The organism is Polaromonas hydrogenivorans (assembly GCF_040105105.1).
GTDB lineage: Bacteria > Pseudomonadota > Gammaproteobacteria > Burkholderiales > Burkholderiaceae_C > Polaromonas > Polaromonas hydrogenivorans.
Map to the genome: position 1 here is coordinate 3,201,843 of NZ_CP157675.1, position 22,438 is coordinate 3,224,280.

General features: G+C 63.7%; 22 protein-coding genes and 5 tRNA genes. 10 read left to right on the forward strand and 17 right to left on the reverse strand.

Annotated elements, in window-relative coordinates:
• The first annotated feature begins 12 nt into the window (after nt 1-12).
• Nucleotides 13-945: a DMT family transporter gene (locus ABLV49_RS15380; protein WP_349281741.1), complete on the forward strand. Its 933-nt coding sequence runs from the start codon at nt 13-15 to the stop codon at nt 943-945.
• Between the two features lie 13 nt (nt 946-958).
• Here the strand turns inward: ABLV49_RS15380 and ABLV49_RS15385 are convergent, their stop codons facing one another.
• Nucleotides 959-1,618 carry a DUF1345 domain-containing protein gene (locus tag ABLV49_RS15385; protein ID WP_349277764.1) on the reverse strand — a complete coding sequence of 220 codons (660 nt, stop codon included), beginning with the start codon at nt 1,616-1,618 and terminating at the stop codon, nt 959-961.
• Between the two features lie 69 nt (nt 1,619-1,687).
• On the opposite strand from ABLV49_RS15385, the gene ABLV49_RS15390 reads away from it, so the two are divergent.
• The 3 genes from ABLV49_RS15390 (at nt 1,688) to ABLV49_RS15400 (ending at nt 5,884) form a co-directional block, all read left to right on the forward strand.
• Nucleotides 1,688-2,110, forward strand: coding sequence for a potassium channel family protein (locus ABLV49_RS15390; RefSeq protein WP_349277765.1), 423 nt, complete (start codon nt 1,688-1,690; stop codon nt 2,108-2,110).
• An 81-nt stretch (nt 2,111-2,191) separates the two neighbouring features.
• Nucleotides 2,192-4,891, forward strand: a complete 2,700-nt coding sequence (locus ABLV49_RS15395; protein ID WP_349277767.1) for a DEAD/DEAH box helicase — start codon at nt 2,192-2,194, stop codon at nt 4,889-4,891.
• Between the two features lie 18 nt (nt 4,892-4,909).
• A complete protein-coding gene (locus ABLV49_RS15400; RefSeq protein WP_349277769.1) occupies nt 4,910-5,884 on the forward strand; it encodes a hypothetical protein in 975 nt (324 codons plus the stop codon).
• A gap of 107 nt (nt 5,885-5,991) precedes the next feature.
• On the opposite strand, the gene ABLV49_RS15405 is transcribed toward ABLV49_RS15400, so the two are convergent.
• The 12 genes from ABLV49_RS15405 to pip form a co-directional block, all read right to left on the reverse strand.
• Nucleotides 5,992-6,068: transfer RNA gene (locus tag ABLV49_RS15405), tRNA-Asp, on the reverse strand.
• 80 nt (nt 6,069-6,148) lie between these two features.
• Nucleotides 6,149-6,224: transfer RNA gene (locus ABLV49_RS15410), tRNA-Glu, on the reverse strand.
• 121 nt (nt 6,225-6,345) lie between these two features.
• A tRNA-Asp gene (locus ABLV49_RS15415) sits at nt 6,346-6,422 on the reverse strand.
• Nucleotides 6,423-6,502: 80 nt separating this feature from the next.
• Nucleotides 6,503-6,578, reverse strand: a tRNA-Glu gene (locus ABLV49_RS15420).
• A gap of 68 nt (nt 6,579-6,646) precedes the next feature.
• Nucleotides 6,647-6,722: transfer RNA gene (locus ABLV49_RS15425), tRNA-Ala, on the reverse strand.
• 80 nt (nt 6,723-6,802) lie between these two features.
• Nucleotides 6,803-8,197: a glutamate--tRNA ligase gene (gene gltX, locus ABLV49_RS15430; protein ID WP_349277771.1), complete on the reverse strand. Its 1,395-nt coding sequence runs from the start codon at nt 8,195-8,197 to the stop codon at nt 6,803-6,805.
• Complete coding sequence (locus ABLV49_RS15435; RefSeq protein WP_349277773.1) at nt 8,194-9,408, reverse strand: O-succinylhomoserine sulfhydrylase; 1,215 nt, start codon at nt 9,406-9,408, stop codon at nt 8,194-8,196. Before ABLV49_RS15435 ends, gltX begins: the two co-directional genes overlap by 4 nt.
• Before the next feature lies 1 nt (nt 9,409).
• Complete coding sequence (gene purF, locus ABLV49_RS15440; protein ID WP_349277775.1) at nt 9,410-10,939, reverse strand: amidophosphoribosyltransferase; 1,530 nt, start codon at nt 10,937-10,939, stop codon at nt 9,410-9,412.
• 45 nt (nt 10,940-10,984) lie between these two features.
• Nucleotides 10,985-11,470, reverse strand: coding sequence for a CvpA family protein (locus ABLV49_RS15445; RefSeq protein WP_349277777.1), 486 nt, complete (start codon nt 11,468-11,470; stop codon nt 10,985-10,987).
• Nucleotides 11,471-11,485: 15 nt separating this feature from the next.
• Nucleotides 11,486-12,466, reverse strand: coding sequence for an SPOR domain-containing protein (locus tag ABLV49_RS15450; RefSeq protein WP_349277778.1), 981 nt, complete (start codon nt 12,464-12,466; stop codon nt 11,486-11,488).
• An 88-nt stretch (nt 12,467-12,554) separates the two neighbouring features.
• Nucleotides 12,555-13,865 carry a bifunctional tetrahydrofolate synthase/dihydrofolate synthase gene (folC, locus tag ABLV49_RS15455; protein WP_349277780.1) on the reverse strand — a complete coding sequence of 437 codons (1,311 nt, stop codon included), beginning with the start codon at nt 13,863-13,865 and terminating at the stop codon, nt 12,555-12,557.
• Between the two features lie 57 nt (nt 13,866-13,922).
• Complete coding sequence (pip, locus tag ABLV49_RS15460) at nt 13,923-14,891, reverse strand: prolyl aminopeptidase (RefSeq protein WP_349277781.1); 969 nt, start codon at nt 14,889-14,891, stop codon at nt 13,923-13,925.
• Between the two features lie 105 nt (nt 14,892-14,996).
• On the opposite strand from pip, the gene ABLV49_RS15465 reads away from it, so the two are divergent.
• Together ABLV49_RS15465 and ABLV49_RS15470 are read left to right on the forward strand one after the other, a co-directional pair.
• Nucleotides 14,997-15,341 carry an arsenate reductase gene (locus tag ABLV49_RS15465; protein WP_349277783.1) on the forward strand — a complete coding sequence of 115 codons (345 nt, stop codon included), beginning with the start codon at nt 14,997-14,999 and terminating at the stop codon, nt 15,339-15,341.
• A 132-nt stretch (nt 15,342-15,473) separates the two neighbouring features.
• The gene (locus ABLV49_RS15470; protein WP_349277784.1) at nt 15,474-16,187 is read left to right on the forward strand and encodes a glycine zipper 2TM domain-containing protein; all 714 of its coding nucleotides are present in this window, start codon (nt 15,474-15,476) and stop codon (nt 16,185-16,187) included.
• Between the two features lie 61 nt (nt 16,188-16,248).
• Here the strand turns inward: ABLV49_RS15470 and ABLV49_RS15475 are convergent, their stop codons facing one another.
• On the reverse strand, nt 16,249-17,031 hold the full coding sequence (locus tag ABLV49_RS15475; RefSeq protein WP_349277785.1) for an anti-sigma factor: 783 nt from the start codon (nt 17,029-17,031) through the stop codon (nt 16,249-16,251).
• Nucleotides 17,028-17,603, reverse strand: a complete 576-nt coding sequence (locus ABLV49_RS15480; protein WP_349277787.1) for a sigma-70 family RNA polymerase sigma factor — start codon at nt 17,601-17,603, stop codon at nt 17,028-17,030. The genes ABLV49_RS15475 and ABLV49_RS15480 overlap by 4 nt, the downstream gene beginning before the upstream one ends.
• 146 nt (nt 17,604-17,749) lie before the next feature.
• On the opposite strand from ABLV49_RS15480, the gene ABLV49_RS15485 reads away from it, so the two are divergent.
• Nucleotides 17,750-18,076, forward strand: a complete 327-nt coding sequence (locus ABLV49_RS15485; protein ID WP_349277789.1) for a pyrimidine/purine nucleoside phosphorylase — start codon at nt 17,750-17,752, stop codon at nt 18,074-18,076.
• A 28-nt stretch (nt 18,077-18,104) separates the two neighbouring features.
• The gene (gene argG / locus ABLV49_RS15490) at nt 18,105-19,442 is read left to right on the forward strand and encodes an argininosuccinate synthase (RefSeq protein ID WP_349277791.1); all 1,338 of its coding nucleotides are present in this window, start codon (nt 18,105-18,107) and stop codon (nt 19,440-19,442) included.
• 61 nt (nt 19,443-19,503) lie between these two features.
• Here argG and murB read toward each other — a convergent pair whose 3' ends face one another.
• On the reverse strand, nt 19,504-20,556 hold the full coding sequence (murB, locus tag ABLV49_RS15495; protein ID WP_349277793.1) for a UDP-N-acetylmuramate dehydrogenase: 1,053 nt from the start codon (nt 20,554-20,556) through the stop codon (nt 19,504-19,506).
• A gap of 50 nt (nt 20,557-20,606) precedes the next feature.
• Here murB and ABLV49_RS15500 point away from each other — a divergent pair, with 50 nt between their 5' ends.
• Both ABLV49_RS15500 and ABLV49_RS15505 read left to right on the forward strand, forming a co-directional pair.
• On the forward strand, nt 20,607-21,098 hold the full coding sequence (locus tag ABLV49_RS15500; protein WP_131419281.1) for a YajQ family cyclic di-GMP-binding protein: 492 nt from the start codon (nt 20,607-20,609) through the stop codon (nt 21,096-21,098).
• A 5-nt stretch (nt 21,099-21,103) separates the two neighbouring features.
• On the forward strand, nt 21,104-21,763 hold the full coding sequence (locus ABLV49_RS15505) for a retropepsin-like aspartic protease family protein (protein WP_349277795.1): 660 nt from the start codon (nt 21,104-21,106) through the stop codon (nt 21,761-21,763).
• A gap of 6 nt (nt 21,764-21,769) precedes the next feature.
• Here ABLV49_RS15505 and plsY read toward each other — a convergent pair whose 3' ends face one another.
• Nucleotides 21,770-22,420 carry a glycerol-3-phosphate 1-O-acyltransferase PlsY gene (gene plsY / locus ABLV49_RS15510; protein WP_349277797.1) on the reverse strand — a complete coding sequence of 217 codons (651 nt, stop codon included), beginning with the start codon at nt 22,418-22,420 and terminating at the stop codon, nt 21,770-21,772.
• Between the last annotated feature and the right edge of the window lie 18 nt (nt 22,421-22,438).

Consider the following 22,438-nt stretch of genomic DNA (forward strand, 5'->3'; position numbering starts at 1 on the left):
CGGTCCTCCGCGATGGGCGCGCCTGCCGCTGGTCTTGCCACGGCCAGCCCCAAAAGCTGGCTCACCGACTTCGTGCTGCTGGCCGCCATCTGGGGCTCGTCGTTTCTGTTCATGCGCATGGGCGCGGTCGAGTTCGGCGCGCTGCCGACCGCCGCCGTTCGCGTGGCGATTGCGGCGCTGTTTTTGCTGCCGCTGGTGTGGCTGCGCGGCCTGATGCCGGAACTGCGCAAACACTGGCGGCACACCTTCGTCGTCGGCCTGCTCAACTCGGGCATCCCGTTTGCCTGCATTGCCTTTGCGCTGCTGTCCATCAGCACCGGGCTGTCGTCCATCCTGAATGCCACGGTGCCGATGTTCGGCGCGCTGATCGCTTGGGCCTGGCTGAAGGACAAGCCGACCGCCTGGCGCGTCGCGGGACTGGTCATTGGCTTTGCCGGCGTTGCGCTGCTGGCCTGGGACCAGGCGACGTTCAAATCCGGCGCCTCGGGCATCGCGCCCGGCTGGGCGGTGCTGGCCAGCCTGACGGCCTGTCTTTGCTACGGCATCTCGGCGAGCTACACCAAGCGCCATCTTTCCGGCCTGCCGCCGCTGGTCACGGCCGCCGGCAGCCAGCTTGGCGCCACGCTGGGCCTGGCCCTGCCCGCGCTGTGGCTGTGGCCGGCGCGCATGCCGGGCGCATCGGCCTGGCTGGCGCTGCTGGCTGTCGGCGTGGTCTGCACCGGCATCGCCTACATCGTGTTTTTCAGGCTGATTGAAAACGCCGGCCCGCAGCGCGCGCTGTCGGTGACCTTTGTGGTGCCGGTGTTCGCGGTGCTCTACGGCGTACTGTTCCTGGGCGAGTCGGTCACGCCGTGGATGGTGGGCTGCGCCGGCGTGATCGTCGGCGGCACGGCGCTGGCCACCGGCCTGCTCAAGCCAGGGCGCAAGCGCGTACCGCCGCGCTGACCGGCGCTATGCGCTATTGCAAGGCGCCGGCCACTACATTGATGCTGAGCGCCAGCACCAGCATGTTGAAGCCGAACGACAGCACGCTGTGGACCAGCGTGAGCCGGCGCATCTCGCGCGAGGTGACCTGCACATCGGACACCTGCGAGGTCATGCCGACCACATGGGCGTAGTACAAAAAATCAAAATAGTCCGGATCCTGCCCACCCGGAAACAGCAGGCCCGGCCCGACCGGCTCATTGAGCTTTTCTTCATGGTAATAACGGTGGGCATAGTGAAATGCAAAAATCGTCTGGATGAACAGCCACGATGCGATCAGCGCCACCACCGATACCGCGACATGCAGGCTGCGTTCGGTGCCCGTAAAGTCCTTGCGCTGCTGCATCATGACCACGATGGCCGCCACGCAGGCCATGCTCGCCAGCAGCATTAGCAAGAACAGCACCACGCTGGGTTCATCCTGCGCCTGCGCCCGCTCGCGGGTGCGTTTGGCGTCAAAGCGCTCGCACAGCCACCAGGCCAGCGCCAGATAAACCGCCACGCCGACGCTCCACCCCAGCAGGCCGCGAAACTGCCAGACCAGCGGCAGCGGCAGCGCAGCCGTCGCCAGCCCCGCCAGCAGGCCCGAGAGCAGGCGCTGCAAGGCGCTGGTTTCGGAAACATGTTTAAGCATGGGCGCCATTGTCTGCCAGCGGCGGGAGCAATAATCAGGGCCTTCATCCGCCAGGCACACAGGCCGGTCATGCCGCTCAAAAAACACCCAAAGAAAATGCACATCGCCCGCCGGGGCGTTATCTATTCGCTGATTCTGTGCGGCGTGATCCTGCTGCTGGGCGGCGTCGGCTTCTGGCTGCTCGATCCGGGTGTGCATACCATCGCCGATGGCCTGTGGCTGGCCTTCACCACGGCGGCCACCGTGGGTTATGGCGACATGGTTCCCAGCACCCATGCGTCGCGCATGTTTGCCGTCATCGTGGTGCTGCTGGGCCTGGCCGTGCTGTCGCTGGCTACGGCCTCGCTGGCGGCGATATTCGTCGAGAAGGATGTCGAGGAAGGCGAAGAGCTGCAAATCGAGCACCAGCTGATGCGCGAGATCAGGCACCTGCGCGAGGAAGTGCAGTCGCTGCGGCTTGAAATCCAGCGCGAAAAATCCGGCCAGCCCTGATGAATACTGCCGGATATACCCGGAAAATAGCGGTTTTGCATCAATGCCTGCGCCTCGATGGGCCATTCAACCGATTGAACAATGGAATCCCCGAACGCTCCCGATACCCCGGCCAACCTGGCGCCGCAGCTGACGCCGCGCGGCCGCCTGCTGGCTACAAAGCAGGACGACGCACCGCCCCTGGCGCCGGAAGTCAGCCAGGCGCTGGGCCCCGCTTTCGCGCTGGGCAGCGGCCATGGCCTGCTGCTGCTCGGAACGGCGCACATCGGCCGAATTCTGCCGCCGGCCTGGGCCTGGTGGCGCGATGTCGCGGCGCGCTATGTCACGGCCCTGTGCGCCACGCCCGACGGCGGCGAGATCGCGGTTGACCTGCCCGCCGCCGAGGATTTTGAAGCCCTGATCGCCGATGCGCCGCCCATGACGGGCGCGGAGTACCTGACGCCCGAGCTGCTGACCGCGCTGTGGCACGAGCTGGATGCCGCCCTGCGCCAGGAACTGGCGGCGGCCCAGGTTCCGCTGCAGGCCTTCCTCAAGTCGCGCCACCCGGCCTGGAACCTGGTCGGCCGCGTGCATTTCAACCTGGCCGAAAACCGCAAGGATGCCGAGGCGCCATTCGCCTTCCTGGCCACCTACACCGCGCGCCTGTCGGCCCACGGCAAGGCGCAGCACCAGCCGCTGTCGCAAGCCCTGGCGGAGTTTTCCGGCGGCAAGAGCCGGGCGCAGCTGCTGTCGCTGCTGCTGCCAGTGCAACGCGCGGCGCAGCACTGCGACTGGCTGCGCGAGATGGTGGAAGTTGGCGATATTTACCATCCGCTGCGCTGGACCGCGCTGGACGCCTGCCGTTTTCTGACCGACCTGCCGCAACTGGAGGCCGCCGGCATCAGCGTTCGCACGCCCGGCGTCTGGAAGGCGGGCAGACCGCCCCGGCCGGTGGTGAAGGCCAGCGTGGGAACGCGCCCGCCATCGCTGCTGGGCCAGGATGCGCTGCTCGATTTCAGCATGCAAGTCTGCCTTGACGGCGAGGATCTGAGCGACGCCGAAGTCGAGGCGCTGCTGCAGAGCGGCGATGGCCTGCAGTTCATCCGCGGCCGCTGGGTCGAGGTCGATCAAAAGGCCATCGGCCGCCTGCTGGAGCGCTTCAAGGCCATCGAGGCGGTGGCCGAAAACGGCCTGCCCTTTGCCGAGGCCATGCGGCTTCTGGCCGGCGCTTCGCTCGCCGAGAGCGGCGAGCCGCTGGATGCCGACTGGTCGGAACTGGCGGCCGGCCCGTGGCTGGCCGACACCCTGGCCGGACTGCGCAAGCCCGAAGGCCTGGCGCAGGTCGATCCGGGGCCGGAACTCCAGGCCACCCTGCGGCCCTACCAGCAGGCCGGGGTGCGCTGGCTCTACCTGCTGACCCGGCTCGGGCTCGGGGCTTGCCTGGCCGACGACATGGGTTTGGGCAAGACGATTCAGGTGCTGTCGCTGCTGCTGGTGCTCAAACGCGAAAATGCCGGCCCGCACCAGCCCAGCCTGCTGGTGGCGCCGGCTTCGCTGCTGGCCAACTGGGCGGCCGAGGCCGAGCGCTTTGCCCCCGGCCTGCGCTTGCTGGTCGCCCACCCGTCGGCCATGCCGCCAGCCGATTTCAAGGCGCTCGATGCGACGCGTCTGGCCGATGCCGATCTTGTCATCACCAGCTATGGCTCGCTGCTGCGCCAGCCGGTGCTGGCGAACCACGACTGGCGCCTGGCCGTCATCGACGAAGCGCAGGCCATCAAGAATCCGGGCGCCAAGCAGACGCGGCAGGTCAAGAAGCTGCAGGCGCAATCGCGCATCGCGCTGACCGGAACGCCGGTGGAAAACCGCCTGTCCGATTTGTGGTCGATCTTCGACTTCACCCATCCCGGCCTGCTGGGCTCGGACAAGGTGTTTGGCAAATTCACCAAGCGGCTGGCCAAGGCCGAGCACTTCGGCCCGCTGCGCGCGCTGGTGCAGCCCTACATCCTGCGCCGCCTGAAGACCGACAAGCGCGTCATCAGCGACCTGCCCGACAAGACCGAACTCAAGGCCTGGTGCCACCTGAGCCCGACGCAGGCGGCGCTGTACCAGCGCGCGGTGCAAGACCTGGCCGATGCGCTGGAAGACGCCGAAGGCATAGGCCGCAAGGGCGTGGTGCTGTCCTTTTTGATGCGCTTCAAGCAGATCTGCAACCATCCCTCGCAATGGCTGGGAGACGGCGCCTGGAAAGCCGGGGACAGCGGCAAGTTCGCCCGCCTGCGGGAACTGGTCGAGGTGATCGCCGCCAAACAGGAAAAGGTGCTGGTCTTTACCCAGTTCCGCGAAACCACCGAGCCGCTGGCGGCTTTCCTGGGCAGCATCTTTGGCCGCGAAGGCCTGGTGCTGCATGGCGGCACGCCGGTGGCCAAGCGCCGCGAACTGGTCAGGCGCTTCCAGGAGGATGAGCAGACGCCCTTTTTCGTGCTGTCGCTCAAGGCGGGCGGCGCGGGACTCAATCTGACGGCGGCCTCGCATGTGATCCACTTTGACCGCTGGTGGAATCCGGCGGTGGAAAATCAGGCGACCGACCGCGCCTTTCGCATCGGCCAGCAGCGCAACGTGCTGGTTCACAAGTTCATCTGCCGGGGAACGGTCGAAGACCGCATCGACCAGTTGATTGAATCCAAGCAGCAACTCGTCAAGGATGTGCTGGAGGGCGGCGCCGAACTGCTGCTGACCGAGATGAGCGACCGCGAATTGCTTGATCTGGTCAAGCTCGACATTCATGCCGCGCAGGAAAACTGATCGTCAAGGAGAGAACAAATGAATTACGGACAATGGCCAGCTTATGTATCAGTCGCCGAACGGCGCGCAAAAGCCGAGAAGGCTGCGGCCAAGGCGAAAAAAGCCGGCATCGTCCTGACGCCGATCGCGGCTTTTCGCGGCGCCATCGCCAAGACCTTCTGGGGCAAGGCCTGGTGCGACAACCTGGAGCATTACAGCGATTACGCCAGCCGCCTGCCGCGCGGCCGCACCTATGTGCGCAATGGTTCGGTGATTGATTTGCAGATCACCCCCGGCGAGGTGCGGGCGAAGGTGATGGGCTCCAGCCTCTACACAGTCACCGCCAGCGTGACGGCGGTGCCCGAAAAGCAATGGAAAACGATCTGCGCCGATTGCTCTGGCTCGATTGATTCGCTGGTCGAACTGCTGCAGGGCAAGCTGTCGAACGCGGTGATGGAGCGCATCTGCAAGCCGGGCATAGGCCTGTTTCCGTCGCCGAAAGAAATTTCGTTCGAATGCAGCTGCCCGGACTGGGCGTCGATGTGCAAGCATGTCGCTGCCGTGCTGTACGGGATAGGCGCGCGGCTCGACCAGCAACCGGAAGTGCTCTTCACGCTGCGCCGTGTCGATGCCAAGGATCTGGTCAGCCAGGCAAGCAAGGGCCTGCCCGCCGCCTCGAAGCGCCCGGCCACCGGCAAGGTGCTCGACGACGATCAACTGGCCGCTATGTTCGGCATCGAGATGGCCGACGTTTCTGCGCCAGCAAAGCCGGCGGTAAAAAAGACAAGCGCTGCATCCCGGAAAACACCCGCAGCAGCGAAAACGCCAGCCGGCAAAAAATCGGCGACCGGCAAGGTGGCGCTCAAATCCCCTGCCAAACCACGCCAATCAGCCAGCAGCAAAGTTGCGGCACCTGCTGCAAAGAAAGCGGCAAGCCCACCAGCAACGCCGAAACCCAGGAAAGTCGCCACGAACAGTGCCCGCGCTCGACCCGTTAAAGACAAAATAGGCTAAAGGACTGAAGGGCTTGCAGACGCGCAAAGCCCTGCAAATCTAAAAATCCCAATAAAAATAAAAAAAAACCGCTGCAAACAACTGTTTGCAACGGTTTTTCATATTACTGGCGGAGCGGACGGGACTCGAACCCGCGACCCCCGGCGTGACAGGCCGGTATTCTAACCAACTGAACTACCACTCCTGGTAGAAAAGCGTTTGCTCTTGCGAGCCAAGTGCTTGACAAACTTGTGCTTTGTCCCTTCGCCTTGCAGCGAAGAAATTTGGCGACCCTACGGGGATTCGAACCCCGGTACCTACCGTGAAAGGGTAGTGTCCTAGGCCTCTAGACGATGGGGTCTTAACCTGGTGGCTTCCGGCGCAGGCTTTTAACGGCCTGCAAAAATCTCAACAGCCTTTTACATCGCAATGGATATAAGAGGAAAGCCCTTGTAATTCATGGAACTGCAAGGGCTTCAATCTGGCGGAGCGGACGGGACTCGAACCCGCGACCCCCGGCGTGACAGGCCGGTATTCTAACCAACTGAACTACCACTCCTGGTAGAAAAGCGTTTGCTCTTGCGAGCCAAGTGCTTGACAAACTTGTGCTTTGTCCCTTCGCCTTGCAGCGAAGAAATTTGGCGACCCTACGGGGATTCGAACCCCGGTACCTACCGTGAAAGGGTAGTGTCCTAGGCCTCTAGACGATGGGGTCTTAACCTTGGAACTTCCGGCGCAGGCTTTTTAATTCCTGCTACAAAACTTCAAAAACTTTCTCGACGTTGGTGGAGGTAAACGGGATCGAACCGATGACCTCTTGCATGCCATGCAAGCGCTCTCCCAGCTGAGCTATACCCCCAATTCCGCTAACATCACTAATTTCTTAGCAACCTGTCGAGCCTCAAATTATATCTACAAAAATCGGCCTTTTGAAAAGTTTCAAACTAAATTCAATTTGGCGATGACTTTTTCTCGCGCCATGAGCGACAGGATCGCATCCAGCGAAGGCGTCTGCGGTGTTCCCATGAGCAGCACGCGCACCGGCATGGCCAGTTGCGGCATCTTCAGGCCGGCATCGAAAAGCACCTGTTTGATCGCGGCAGCAATGCCGGCCTTGCTCCATTCACAAGTGGCCAGCGCCAGCGCCAGCCTGGCAAGAGCCGGCCGCACGGTATCGGTCACATGGGTGCTGACATCTTGCGCACTCGGCTCCGCGCCCGTGACCAGCAGTTTCAGCCAGCCCGCCAGTTCGACCAGCGTGCTGCAGCGGTCCTTGAACAAAGCGCAACCCTGTGCGAGCCAGGCAGCATCCAGACCCGAAACGTCCAGTGCCGCGAGGAAGGGCTGAACCCGTTCCGCCAGCTTGTCATCGGCCATGGCCTTCAGATGCTGCGCATTCACCCAGCGCAGCTTGGCTTCGTCGAACTGCGCGGCGCTCTTGCCGAGGTGGTCGAGGTTGAACCACTGCAAAAACTGCTCGCGGCTGAAAATCTCGTCGTCGCCGTGGCTCCATCCCAGGCGCGCCAGGTAGTTCACCATCGCGTCGGGCAGATAGCCCTCGGCGGCGTATTGTGTGACCGGCTTGGCGCCGTTGCGCTTGCTCATCTTCTCGCCCTGCTCGTTCAGCACGGTGGGCAAATGGGCATACACCGGCACGTCCCGGCCCAGCGCGCGCAGGATGTTGATCTGGCGCGGCGTGTTGTTCACATGGTCATCGCCGCGAATCACATGCGTGATCGCCATGTCCATGTCATCGACCACCACGCAGAAGTTGTAGGTCGGCGTGCCGTCGGGCCGGGCAATCACCAGGTCATCAAGCTCGTCGTTGCTGATCTCGATGCGGCCCTTGACCTTGTCGTCCCAGACCACGGCGCCGCCTTGCGGATTCTTGAAGCGCAGCACCGGCTGCACGCCTTCGGGAATGGCCGGCAGCGTCTTGCCAGTCTCAGGCCGCCAGGTGCCGTCGTAGCGCGGTTTTTCCTTGGCGGCCATCTGGGCTTCGCGCAGCGCGTCGAGTTCGGCCACGCTCATGTAGCAGGGGTAAACATGTCCGGCGGCCAGCATCTCGGCCAACACCGCCTTGTAACGGTCCATGCGCTGCATCTGGTAGAACGGGCCTTCGTCGTAGTCCAGGCCCAGCCAGCGCATGCCTTCGATGATCACATCGACAGCGGCCTGACTGGATCGCTCCACGTCGGTGTCTTCAATGCGCAAGATGAACTCGCCGCCGGTGGCGCGCGCAAACGCCCACGGGTACAGCGCCGAGCGGATGTTGCCCAGATGGATGAAGCCGGTGGGCGAAGGAGCAAATCGGGTTCTTGTTTTTTGTGTCATGTCAGGCTGTCCAGACCCCGTGCGAGGTCGGCTTTCAAATCGTCAATGTATTCAAGACCAACCGCAAAGCGGATCAGGCCCTGCTTGATGCCGGCCGCCTGGCGCTGCGCTTCGGTCAAGCGGCCATGGGAAGTGGTTCCCGGATGGGTGATGATGGACTTGGTGTCGCCCAAGTTGGTGGCGATGCTGACCACCTGCGTGCTGTCGATCACATGGAAGGCGTTGGCACGCGCCGTTTGCGGGTCGCCGCCGCGCACATCGAAAGACACCACGGCGCCGCCCAGGCCCGACTGCTGGCGCATCGCCAGTTCGTGCTGCGGGTGCGATGGCAAGCCGGGGTAATAGACGCAGGTCACGGCCGGATGCGCCTCCAGCCACTGCGCGATGGCCAGGGCCGTGGCGCTTTGCGCCTGCATGCGGATGCGCAGCGTTTCCATGCCCTTGAGCACGACCCAGGCATTGAAAGGCGCGAGCACCATGCCGGCGGTGCGCACAATCGGGCCGAACACATCGACGATCAGCTTTGAAGGCCCGCAAATCGCACCCGCCATCACGCGGCCCTGTCCGTCGAGGTACTTGGTGCCCGAGTGGATCACCAGGTCGGCGCCCAGCGCGGTCGGCCGCTGCAGCGCGGGCGAACAGAAACAGTTGTCCACGGCCAGCAACGCGCCGCCCGCATGCGCCACATCGGCCAGCGCCCGGATGTCGCACACCTCGGTCAGCGGATTGGTCGGGGTTTCGGCAAACAGCAGCTTGGTATTGGGCCGCATGGCCGCGCGCCACTGCGCGATGTCGGTCTGCGAGACAAAGCTGGTTTCGACGCCGAACTTGGCAAATTCCTTGCCGAACAGGTTCAGCGTCGAGCCGAACACCGACTGCGAACACACGACATGGTCGCCGGCCCTGAGCAGGCCCATGCCCATCATCAGGATGGCGCCCATGCCGCTGGACGCAGCGATGGCGGCTTCAGTGCCTTCGAGCGCGGCCAGCCGCTGCTCGAAACCGGCCACCGTCGGGTTCGAGGTGCGCGCGTAGGTAAAGCCTTCCTCGGTGCCGGCGAAGCGGCGCGCCGAGGTTTCGGCATCGGGCTGCACGAAGCCGCTGGTCAGGTACAGCGCTTCGGAGTTCTCGCCGTACTGGCTGCGTTCGATGCCGACACGCACGGCCAGCGTGTCGGGGTGCAGGTTCTCGGGCAATGCTTGCCGGGTCATCTCAGGCCCCTTCCGGGTTGGGCAGCGCCAGGCGCGAAGCATCGACATCGCCTTCCTCGCCAATTTTTTCAGCGGTGTCGCCGCGCGCCGAATTCATCGCGGCGATGGTCTCGGCGGTCACGTCGCCGGTGACATACACGCCATCGAAGCAGGACGCGTCAAAGCCATCGAGTTCGGGGTTCAGCGAGCGGATGGCGCGCTTCATGCCCTCCACGTCCTGGTAAATCAGCGCATCGCAGCCGATCACCTTGCGGATTTCCTCGATGCTGCGGTCATGCGCGACCAGCTCGCCCGGCGTCGGCATGTCGATGCCATAGACATTGGGAAAGCGTACCGGCGGCGCGGCGCTGGCCAGATAGACCTTGCGCGCACCGGCGTCGCGCGCCATCTGCACGATTTCGCGGCTGGTGGTGCCGCGCACGATGGAATCATCGACCAGCAGCACATTGCGGCCCTTGAACTCGCTGGCGATCACATTGAGCTTCTGGCGCACCGATTTCTTGCGCACGCCCTGCCCCGGCATGATGAAGGTGCGGCCGACATAGCGGTTCTTCACAAAGCCTTCGCGGTAGGGAATGCCGAGCAGATGCGCCAGCTGGGTGGCGCTGGGGCGGCTCGATTCGGGAATCGGGATGATCACGTCGATCTCATTGGGCGGCACGGTGGAAACGACCCGCTTGGCCAGCGTTTCGCCCAGGTTCAGGCGCGCCTGGTAAACCGAGATGCCATCCATCACCGAATCGGGACGCGCCAGATAGACAAACTCGAAAATGCAGGGATAGAGCCTGGCATTGGCCGCGCATTGCTCGGCATGCACCTTGCCGTCCATGTCCACGAACACCGCTTCGCCCGGCGCGATGTCACGCTCGAACTGGTAGCCGGTACCTTCAAGGGCCACCGATTCGCTGGCCACCATCACGGTGGCGCCGCCTTCGTTCTGGCCATGGCCGATGCACAGCGGACGGATGCCGAACGGGTCGCGAAACGCCAGCAGGCCGTGGCCGGCGATCAAGGCCACCACGGCATACGAGCCCTTGACGCGCTTGTGCACGCCGCGCACGGCGGCAAACACGTCGGCCGGGGTGAGCGGCAGGCCGCGCGTGGTTTTTTCCAGCTCATGCGCCAGCACGTTGAGCAGCACTTCGGAGTCGCTGTCGGTGTTGATGTGGCGGTGGTCGGTGTTGAACAGCTCGGCCTTGAGTTCTGCCGCGTTCGTCAGGTTGCCGTTGTGCGACAGCACCAGGCCAAACGGCGCGTTGACGTAAAACGGCTGCGCTTCATCCTCGCTGAAGGCGTTGCCCGCCGTCGGGTAGCGCACTTGGCCGAGTCCGACATTGCCCGGCAGGGCGCGCATGTTGCGGGTGCGGAACACGTCGCGCACCATGCCCTTGGCCTTGTGCATGTAGAACTTGCGCCCTTGCTGGGTGACGATGCCGGCGGCATCCTGCCCACGGTGCTGCAGCAGCAGCAGTCCGTCATAAATCAGCTGGTTGACCGGGGCTTTGCTGACGATTCCGACTATCCCGCACATGGTGTTCCGTTCATGGTGTGTTGACTCTCAAGTAAATTCAAACAATTAATCCAGATACTTTGCAAACTGCCCGGGCAGCATCGGTTTCAGGCCGGTCAGCGTCGCGGTCAGCGTTTGCGCCCCGATGGACTCCTGCCACCAGGCGCTGGACTTGAGCGCCGTCATGTCCATGACCACGGTCGCGGCCAGCAGCAAGATCATGCCGCGCAGTACGCCGAACGCCGCGCCCAGCGTGCGGTCCACCGGACGCAGGCCGATGGCATCCACCAGGCTCTTCAGCAAGGCGGCCAGCAAACCCGCCACAAACACCGCCGCAATGAAAACCAGCGCAAAAGCCGCCGCGTAACGCACCGGCTCCGAAGCCGACTGCCAGGGCAGCAGCAGCGCCACCTGCGGCGCAAACCATTGCGCGGCATAAAACGAAGCCGCCCATCCCAGCACCGACAACACTTCATAGACCAGGCCGCGCCAGGCGCCCAGCAACAGGGAAAAAACCAGCACCCCCGCCAAAATCCAGTCAAGCGGCGTCACACAGCGACCAATGGCTTAAAAACTCAGAATGGCAACCGGCAGGTCAAGCGACCTGATCTTGTTGATCGCTTTTTCAGCCTCGGCCTTGCTGGCAAACGGACCCACGCGGACCCGGATGCGCTTGCCGTCTTTCGTGTCGGCCACCTGGGTGTAGGTGGTCAGGCCGGCTTTTTCCAGCTTGCGGCGCGTTTCATCGGCTTTGGCGGAGTCGGCAAAGGCGCCCACCTGAACCACCATGCGGCCTTTGGTTTCCGCAGCGGCGGCCTTGGTTTCTTCGGTGGCCGCAGGCTTGGGCAATGCCGCGGGCTTGGTCGGTGCCGCAACCTTGGGCGCCTGCAACGCGCCCGTGCCGTTGAGCAGGGCAATGGCCCGCGCGCCATCGTCGCTGGCAGGCGCGGGCTTGGGAGCCGGTTTGGGTTCTGCCTTGACGACGGGCTTGGCCTCGACTTTGGCCTCGGGCTTTGGTTCGACCCTGGGTTCGGCCTTGGGCTCGGCCCTGGCTTCGATTCTGGGTTCAGGCTTCGGTTCTGCCTTGGGCTTGACCTCGGTTTTTGCTTCTTGCCTGGGCTCCTGTTTTACTTCTTTTTTAATAGCAGAAGGCGCAGGATGGACAAGCGGCAAAGCTGGTTTTGATGAGTAAATCTCTTCCTTGGGCGACAAGCTGGCGGCGGCGGCTATCGTTTCGGGTGACGTCGCACGACCAGGCGTTTTGGCGGGTGCGGGTGCGGGTGCAGTGGCAGCGGGCGCAGCAGGAAGTACCAGCGGTTTGACCGAGTTTTTTCCGGGTATTTCAATCGGAATATCGACCTCGACGGGCCGGGGCTGGGTGTCAAACACCAGCGGAAAGCCCACGACGCCCAGCAGCACCAGCACCGAGGCGCCGACCAGGCGGTGCTTGGCGCGTTTGCGCAAGACTTCCACGCTGAGCGCCTGGGCGGCTGAGCCGGCAGGAGGGACTGATGCGGAATCGCCCCGGCGGAACTTGAAAAACGGCATGGTGTGAGTTGGAATCCGTTAAAGGCCAAGGTGGGTTGCGGAGTGCTTCCAGTTCCGGCGCAGGCGGTTGGGTCCGGTTGATTCGACTCTAGTCAGAAAGGTGCGGCGCTGAAAGACGCGGCACGCCGTTCTTCAAAATGCCGCCCACGGTGTAGAAGGAGCCAAAAACCACGATTCTATCAGCGGGGTTTGCCGCCATGACGGCGGCCTCCAGCGCGGACTCGGGGGTTTTGTAAGCATGGGCCGTGGCGTCGGCGCGGCTGTTGCCGGCCTGCCACCGGGCAAGCAGCGCTGCGCCGGTGGCGGCGCGAGGCGTGGGCAGGTCGGTGAAATACCACTTGTCGATCAGCGGGCCGACTCGCGCCAGCATGGGCGCGACGTCCTTGTCGGCCATCCCGCCAAAGATGGCATGGGTACACGGGTAAAAACCCATGGCGTCGAGGTTTTCAGTCAGCGCCGCGACCGAATGCGGGTTGTGCGCCACGTCCAGCACCAGCGTCGGCTGGCCAGGAATGATCTGGAAACGGCCCGGCAGCTCGACCAGCGACAGGCCGTTGCGCACCGCCTGCGCGGTGATCGGCAGGCGACCCCGCAGCGCCGTCAGCGCCGCCAGCACGCCCGACGCATTGACCAGCTGGTTGGCGCCGCGCAGCGCCGGATACGCCAGCCCGGCATAGCGCCGTCCCCGGCCGGCCCAGCTCCACTGCAGCTTGTCACCCGAGAAATTGAAGTCATGGCCAAAGTGCCACAGGTCCGCGCCCAGCCGTGCCGCATGGTCTAGGACGCTTTGCGGCGGCACCGGGTCGCTGACGATGACCGGCCTGCCGGCGCGCATGATGCCGGCTTTCTCGAAGCCGATGGCTTCGCGGTCGTTGCCCAGCAACTCCATGTGGTCCAGGTCGATGCTGGTGATGACGGCGCAATCGGCGTCCAGGATGTTGACCGCGTCAAGCCGGCCGCCCAGGCCGACTTCCAGAATCACGACGTCCAGTTTCGCATCAGCCAGCAGCTGCAAAATCGCCAGCGTCGTGAATTCAAAATAGCTCAGCGAGATTTCATCGCCATTTTGGCACCTTGCGCTTTCCACACGGGCGAAGTTAGCTACCAAATCAGGAGCACTGACGATATCGCCGCGAACCCGGCAGCGCTCCTCGAAATGCACCAGGTGCGGCGAGGTGTACACCCCGGTGCGGTAGCCCGATTCCATCAAGATGGCCTCTAACATGGCGCAGGTCGAGCCCTTGCCGTTGGTGCCGGCCACCGTGATGATGGGACAGTCGAACTTCAGGCCCATGCGCTCGGCGACGGCCCGGACGCGGTCCAGGCCCATGTCGATGCTTTTCGGGTGCAGGCGCTCGCAATGCGCCAGCCAGTCGGCTAATGTGGTGAGATGTTCCATAGAGTTATGCATTGTCGCGCAAGGCGGAAAACCCTGAACCGCAGCGCTCATGGCGATTCAGCGTGCAAATCGGTCAGTCGCGGCGATCAGCTGCGCCAGGATGCCGGGCTCGTTGAAGGCATGGCCGGCATCGGCAATCAGGTGGAATTCCGCCTGCGGCCAGGCGCGGTGCAAGTCCCAGGCGGTCTTGGCGGGGCAGGCCATGTCGTAGCGGCCCTGCACGATGACGCCCGGAATGCCGGCCAACTTGTGCGCATCACGAATCAGCTGGCCCTCCTCCAGCCAGCCGCCATGCACGAAATAGTGGTTTTCAATGCGCGAAAACGCCAGGGCGAAGTCGTCATCGCCATGCTTGGCCGCGCCAGTCGGATCGGGTAGCAGCGTGATGGTCTGGCCTTCCCACAGGCTCCAGGCGCGGGCGCAGGCCAGTTGCGCGGCTCGGTCGCTGCCGACCAGCCGCCGGCGGTAGGCGGCCATCAGGTCGCCGCGCTCGGCCGGTGGAATCGGCGCGACAAAATCTTCCCACAGGTCAGGAAACAGCCAGGAAGCGCCTTCCTGGTAATACCAGAGCAGTTCGGCGCGGCGCAGCGTGAAGATGCCGCGCACGATGAGTTCGGAGACCTGCGCCGGATGGGTTTGCGCATAGGCCAGCGCCAGCGACGAGCCCCAGGAGCCGCCAAACACCAGCCAGCGCCGGGCGCCCAAGAGGGTGCGCAGCCGCTCGATGTCGGCGACCAGATGCCAGGTCGTGTTGTTGTGGAGCGAAGCATGCGGGCGCGAACGGCCGCAGCCGCGCTGGTCGAACAGCAGCACGCAGTAGCGCTCGGGGTCGAACAGCCGCCGGTGATCCGGCGAGCAGCCCGAACCCGGCCCGCCATGCAAAAACACCGCCGGCTTGCCTTGCGGGTTGCCGCACAGCTCCCAGTAAATCGAATGGCCGTCGCCGGTATCGAGCGTGCCGGTGCGAAACGGGACTATGGGCGGGTAAAGCGCAGACGCGGCAACGGCGGGGGCTGAAGAAGTCATGGAGGTTTCCATCAAAATAGAGATGCTACATAATTAATAGCTGCTTGCGCCCGTGTGTATTGCGCAAAAGCCATTTTTTACTTAAAAAAACCTGAAAAGCACGACATGATCATTCTCTACGGCATCCCGAATTGCGACACCGTCAAAAAAGCCCGGGCCTGGCTTTCGGAACACGGGCAGGCCTACACTTTTCATGACGTCAAGAAGCACGGCGTTCCGCCCGCGCAACTGGCGCGCTGGACGCAAGCCGCCGGCTGGGAAAAGCTGCTGAACCGCAAAGGCACGACCTGGCGCCAGCTCGACGCCGCCGCCCAGGCCGCCGTGGTGGACGCCGCCAGCGCCCAGTCGCTGATGCTGGCCAACGCCAGCGCCATCAAGCGTCCGGTCGTGGACTGGGGCGATGGCATCACGGTCGGCTTTGATGCGGCGGACTGGGCCGGGCGGGTTTGAGCCGGGCCGGCCGCGCTTGCCGCTCACCAGCTTTACAGACCGGCAACCGAACTTTGCGCCTCAAAACGAGTCTGATTCACTAAAATCACAGCAACAGTCAGCACGGATTAAGCTGAAAAAAGGGGTTCAGACATGACACACACATTCGTTAAAACCATCATCAGTTCGGCTGTCGCTGCGGCGGCCATGGCTTCGGTTCCGGCTTCGGCCATGGACATCCTGGCGCGGGTCATTTCCAGCACGCCTGTCGTGCAGCAGGTCGCCGTGCCGCGCCAGGTGTGCAGCAATGAAGCCGTCGTCATGCAGGCGCCCAAGTCGGGCGCGGGCGCGCTGATGGGCGCCATCGCCGGCGGCGCTGCCGGCAATGCGATTGGCAACGGCGGCGGCCGGGCGGCGGCCACCATGATCGGCCTGGTGGGCGGCGCCATCCTGGGCGACCGCATCGAAGGCCCGAACAACCAGCTGCAAAACGTCCAGCAATGCACCACCCAGACGTTCTACGAAAACCGCACCAGCTATTTCAACGTGGTGTATGAATACCAGGACACGCAATACACCGCGCAAATGCCCAACGATCCGGGCCTGTATGTGCGCCTGCAGGTCACGCCGGTCGGTGCCGTGACGCCCGCACCGCAACCGTTCCAGGGCCAGCCGCAAACCTATTACCAGCCGGCGCCCGTGCAACAGCAGCCGGTTTATGTGCAGCCCGTGATGACGGCGCCGGTCGTTTATCCGGCTTATTACCAACGGCCCTACTACGCCCCGTATTACCCGCCCATCGGCTTGTCGCTCAACTTTGGCTACAGCCGGGGGTTTGGCGGCGGGCACCATGGCCACGGGCGCTGAGTGTTCACCTGAATGAAAAAAAGGGACGTTTTTAAACGTCCCTTTTTTTCATGACTGCCCCCTACTCGGGCGTCTTGATCAAGGCGCCCTTGAAAAGTATCGGCCCGGTCGGGCCACTGCCTGGCGGAACGCCGCCCTTGGGCTCCAAGGTAATGGCCAGCGCCGGCGACTGCTGGATGTCCCCGCCGGCAGCGGTCAGCCGCGCCACCGCATCCCCGGGCAGCACGCCCAGCGACTTGGGCGCTGCGCCTGGCGGCAAGGCCCACAGTTCGAGCGACTTGTCAGGCTGCTCGCGGAAATCGCCCACGCGCTTGAGCATCAGCTTCTGGGTGTTGGGGTCAAAGGTCACCAGGATCGAGGCATTGGCCTTGTCGTCGGCCAGCACGGCGACATATTCAATCACCGGCGTGGACGACAGTCTGGCGCTGAGTTCCTGCACCTGGCCATTCAGTTGATTCGTGAAATTCAGGCCCGTCACCACCGCAACCACGGTCGCAAGGGCGCCGGCCGCCGTGGCGCCGCGCCACAGGCCCAGGCTGGCCCACCAGCCGCCACCGACAGGCGCTGGCGCGGCTTGACTGCGTGCGGCCTGCATCGCTTGCGTCTGTTTCTCCGCATGGACGAGGTTTTCAATCCGCGTCCAGACCGCCGGGCTGGGCGCCACTTCCGGCTGCAACTCGGCCACCGACGCCAGCCGGCTTTGCCAGATCAGCGCGGCAGCACGCAGCGTGGCATGGTCCCGGGCCAGGGTTTCAAAGCGGCGCCGCGCACCGCCGCGCAAGGTGCCCAGCGCATAGCTGGCGGCCAGCTGGTCCACCAGAGAGGGGTTGTTATGAATGTTCAAGCGAACCTCGCCATGCAACCGCGCAGTTGCTCCAGCCCCCGGCGAATCCAGGTTTTCACCGTTCCCAAGGGCAGCCTGAGCTGCTCGGCCAGCTCGCTATGGCTGAGGTCGCGCAGATAAGCCAGGCTGACCACTTCGCGCTGTTTGCTTTCGAGTTGGCTCAGGCACTGGTGCAGCGCCCAAGCCTGTTCGCTGGCTTGCGTGATGTCCATCGGGTTGGGCGAGTCGCCGGCCACCGTGTCCGAAATCACCTCGTCCAGCTCCTGCACCCGGTCGGCCCGGTCCGAGGCCCGGCGGCGCAAAAAATCCAGGCCCCGGCTGCGCACCAGCAAGCCCATCCAGGCCATCGGCGGCGACAGCGTGGCCTGGTACGTCCCGGCAATCTTCCAGATGTTCAGGTAAGCCTCCTGCAGCACATCCTCGGCCCACTCGCGGTTGCTCACCACGCGCACCGCCACGCCGTAGAGCTTGGAAGAGGTCAATTCGTACAGCTCCTTGAGGGCCGATTCGTCGGCCAGCGCCACGCGGTCAAGCAGTGCAATCAATTGGCTATCCGGGCTTTCTGGTTTCATGAGCGTCATTGTCAAACAATATGCATACGCGGCAAACAGCCTTTCGGATTCAGCTTGCGTCCGGCCTTGGCTGCAGGCTGACCTAAAATCGCTGGCTGATCTGCCCACCCTGTCCGGCGCAGCGCCCTACCCTTCACCCCAACACCATGACCACTGAAAAAATCGACAACGTAAGCATCACCACCCAAGCCAATGTGTACTTCGACGGCAAATGCATCAGCCACGGCTTCACGCTGGCTGACGGCACGAAAAAATCGGTCGGCGTGGTCCTGCCGGCCACGTTGACCTTCAACACCGGCGCGGCCGAAATCATGGAATGCGTGGGCGGCGCCTGCGAATACAAGCTGGCCGGCAGCGACGAGTGGATGAAGTCCTCCATCGGCGAATCGTTCAGCGTGCCCGGCAACTCGAAGTTCGACATCCGTGTTGCCCCGGGTTTCGACGCCTACCACTACATCTGCCACTTCGCCTGAACCCACAACCCGCAGGAACACCTCACCCATGGCCACCATTCTCCAAAACCTCCCCATCGGCCAAAAAGTCGGCATCGCCTTTTCCGGCGGCCTGGACACCAGCGCCGCGCTGCACTGGATGAAGCTCAAGGGCGCGATTCCCTACGCCTACACCGCCAACCTCGGCCAGCCCGACGAGCCCGATTACGAAGACATCCCGCGCAAGGCGATGCAGTACGGCGCCGAGCAGGCGCGGCTGATCGACTGCCGCAGCCAGTTGGCCGCCGAGGGCCTGGCCGCGCTGCAGGCCGGCGCCTTTCACATCACGACCGCCGGCGTGACCTACTTCAACACCACGCCGCTGGGCCGCGCCGTGACCGGCACCATGCTGGTGGCGGCGATGAAGGAAGACGACGTCAACATCTGGGGCGACGGAAGCACCTACAAGGGCAACGACATCGAGCGTTTCTACCGCTACGGCCTGCTGACGAATCCATCGCTGAAAATCTACAAGCCCTGGCTGGACCAGTTGTTCATCGACGAGCTGGGCGGCCGCGCCGAGATGTCGGCCTTCATGACGCAGGCCGGTTTTGGCTACAAGATGAGCGCCGAGAAAGCCTATTCGACCGACTCGAACATGCTGGGCGCGACGCACGAGGCGAAAGACCTGGAGCATTTGAGCAGCGGCATGAAGATCGTCAACCCGATCATGGGCGTGGCCTTCTGGAAGGACGAAGTCGAGGTCAAGCGCGAGGAAGTCACGGTGCGCTTTGAAGAAGGCCGGCCGGTCGCCCTGAACGGCGTCGAGTACACCGACCTGGTCGAACTGATCCTCGAAGCCAACCGCATTGGCGGCCGCCACGGCCTGGGCATGAGCGACCAGATCGAAAACCGCATCATCGAAGCCAAGAGCCGGGGCATCTACGAGGCGCCTGGCCTGGCGCTGCTGTTCATCGCCTACGAGCGGCTGGTGACCGGCATCCACAACGAGGACACCATCGAGCAGTACCGCGACAGCGGCCGCCGCCTGGGCCGCCTGCTCTACCAGGGCCGCTGGTTCGACTCGCAGGCCATCATGCTGCGCGAAACCGCCCAGCGCTGGGTCGCCAGCGCCATCACCGGCGAGGTCACGGTTGAGCTGCGCCGGGGCAATGACTATTCGATCCTCAACACTGAGTCGGCCAATTTGACCTACCAGCCCGAGCGGCTGAGCATGGAAAAAGTAGAAGGCGCGTTCACGCCGCTGGACCGCATCGGCCAGCTGACCATGCGCAACCTGGACATCGTGGACACGCGCGCCAAGCTGGGGATTTATGCCAAGAGCGGCGTGCTGTCGCTGGGGACGGGCGGGGATTTGCTGAACCTGACGGGCAAAAGCGCCGAGTAAAGCTGCGCCACCGACCGTTTCAAGCCGCCTCCGGGCGGCTTTTTTCTGCGCATCAGAAGCGTTAAACCACCACCGGCTCGGGCTCCAGCCGCAGACCAAAGCGCTCATAGACGCTGGTCTGGATGGCCTTGGCCAGCGTCATGACTTCGCCGCCGGTCACCGGATTGGCGGCACCGCCCCGGTTGACGAGCACCAGCGCCTGCTTGTCGTACACGCCGGCATTGCCGATGGACTTGCCCTTCCAGCCGCAGGCGTCGATCAGCCAGCCCGCCGCCAGCTTGACCGAGCCGTCGGCCAGCTGGTAGTGAACGATTTTGGGGTCACGCTGGATGATGTCCTCGCACTGCTCGGGCGAGACGGTCGGGTTCTTGAAGAAGCTGCCGGCATTGCCGATGATTTTCGGGTCGGGCAGCTTGGCCCGGCGAATCTCGCAGATCCACTCATAAATTTGTAGCGCATCAGGCACGTCCACCTTGCGCAAAAGCATCTTTTTCTCGATATCCGCATAACCGAGCACCGGTTTCCAGGTCTTGGGCAGCAAGAAGCGCACGCGCGTGATGAGGGCCTTGCCGGCCAGGCCGAAACCGGCAGCGCCGGAGCTGGCGTGCTTGAACACCGAATCGCGGTAGCCGAACGCGCATTGCGCGGCATTGAGGGTGAAGGGCTGGCCGGTCGTCAAATCGACCGCGTCGAGCGAGTCGAAGCGGTCCTGCAACTCGACGCCGTAAGCGCCGATGTTCTGCACCGGCGAGGCGCCGACCGTGCCGGGAATCAGCGCCAGGTTTTCGAGGCCGGGAAAGCCGTTTTGCAGCGTCCAGGTGACCAGTTCGTGCCAGTTTTCACCGGCGCCGGCCTCGACGATCCAGGCCTTGGCGGTCTCGCCGGCCAGGCGCTTGCCCATGATCTCGACCTTGAGCACCAGCGGTTTGACATCGCCGGTCAGCACGATGTTGCTGCCGCCGCCCAAAATAAACTTGGGGGCCGCCCGCCATGCGGGGTCTTGCAGCACGGCGGCAATATCGGCTTCGCTGCGGATGCGCGCCAGCGAAAGCGCCTTGGCCACGATGCCGAAGGTGTTGGAGGACTGGAGGGGAACGTTTTTCTCGACTAACATCCCAAGATTGTCGCACCCTCGTGCCACGCCCTTTCCCGGAAATCAACACTATGCCTTCATTCGATACCGTTCTTGAAACCGACCTGGTCAAGGTCAAAAACGCCGTGGAAAACACCGCCAAGGAAATCGGCACCCGCTTTGACTTCAAGGGCACGGCCGCCTCGGCCGAACTGAAGGAAAAAGACAAGGAGATCATCCTGATCGGCGATGGCGATTTCCAGATCGAGCAGATCCACGACATCCTGCGCAACAAGCTGACCAAGGCCGGCGTCGATGTGCGTTTTCTCGACATCGGCAAGGTCGAGAAAATCGGCGGCGACAAGGTCAAGCAGATCACCAAGGTGCGCGACGGCATCGAAACCGAACAGGCCAAGAAAATCCAGCAGCTCATCAAGGGCAACAAGATGAAGGTACAGGCCGCCATCCAGGAGGGCAAGGTGCGCGTGACCGGCGCCAAGCGCGACGACCTGCAGGCCGCCATGGCCCTGATCCGCGCCGAGATCAAGGACTTGCCGCTGAGTTTCGACAACTTTCGCGACTGATCCCCTTGGCCGCCCTGCCTGTATCGGCCCGCGTCATGGCGCTCTGGGCGCTGGCCACCTCGCTAGGCGTTTGCAATGCCCATGCGGAATCCGTTGCGCTGGCCGGCATGCTGGGCAGCAAGGCGCTTCTGGTGGTCAATGGCTCAGCGCCCAAAACCGTTGCCGCCGGCGAGACGCATCAGGGCGTCAAGGTGATTTCCACCTCGGGCGACCAGGCGGTCGTCGAGCAGTCGGGCAAGCGCCAGACGCTGCGGGTCGGCGAAGCGCCCGTGAGCCTGGGCGGCGCCAGCGGGCGCGGCAGCCGCATCGTGCTGACCGAAAGCAGCGGCGGCCACTTCATGACGCCCGGCCAGATCAACGGCCGCGCCGTGCAGTTCATGGTCGATACCGGCGCCACCGGCATCGCCATGAGCATGCAGGATGCCGAGCGTGCCGGCATCAATTACAAAAACGGCCAAGCCGTGCAGATGTCCACGGCCAACGGCGTCACCCAGGGCTTTCGCCTCAAGCTCAATTCAGTGCGCGTGGGCGATGTCGAGGTGTTCGACGTGGACGCGGTGGTGGTGCCGATGGCCATGCCCTTCGTGCTGCTGGGCAACAGTTTTTTGTCGCGCTTTCAGATGAAGCGCGACAACAGCGTGATGACGCTGGACAAGCGCTATTAGCGTTATTTATTGACCGGATTTTTTCCCGGCCTTTTTTGAAGCGCCGAGTTTGGACTCGGTGCCCTTGAGCAGCTTGTTGATGTTCTCGCGGTGGCGATAGACCAGCAGCGCGCTGATGGCTACCAGCGCCAGCACGATGCTTTTATCGACGTTCCAGGCCGCCCGGTCGCCCAGCAGGTAGAAAAACGGCGCGAACACGGCGGCGGCCATTGACGCCAGCGACACATAGCGCGAGAAAAATACCACGATCCCAAAGGTTGCCAGCGTGGCAACGCCCAGCACCCAGCTGATGCCCAGCAGCACGCCGGCCGCCGTGGCCACGCCCTTGCCGCCCTTGAACTGGAAAAACACCGGGTACAAATGGCCGATGAAAGCCGCCAGCCCCACGGCCGCCACGGTGCCGTCGCCCAGGCCGTAATCGCCGCCGAACCATTTCACCATCACCACCGGCAGCCAGCCTTTCAGGCCGTCGAGCAGCAGCGTGGCGACCGCCGCCGCCTTGTTCCCCGAACGCAGCACGTTGGTCGCGCCGGGGTTCTTGCTGCCATAGCTGCGCGGGTCGTTCAGGCCGAAAACCTTGCTGACGATGACGGCAAATGACAGCGAGCCGAGCAAATAGGCCAGCAGCGTGGCGGCGATGGAATAGGCGTAGTTCATCAGGCGTCCTTCTTCTTG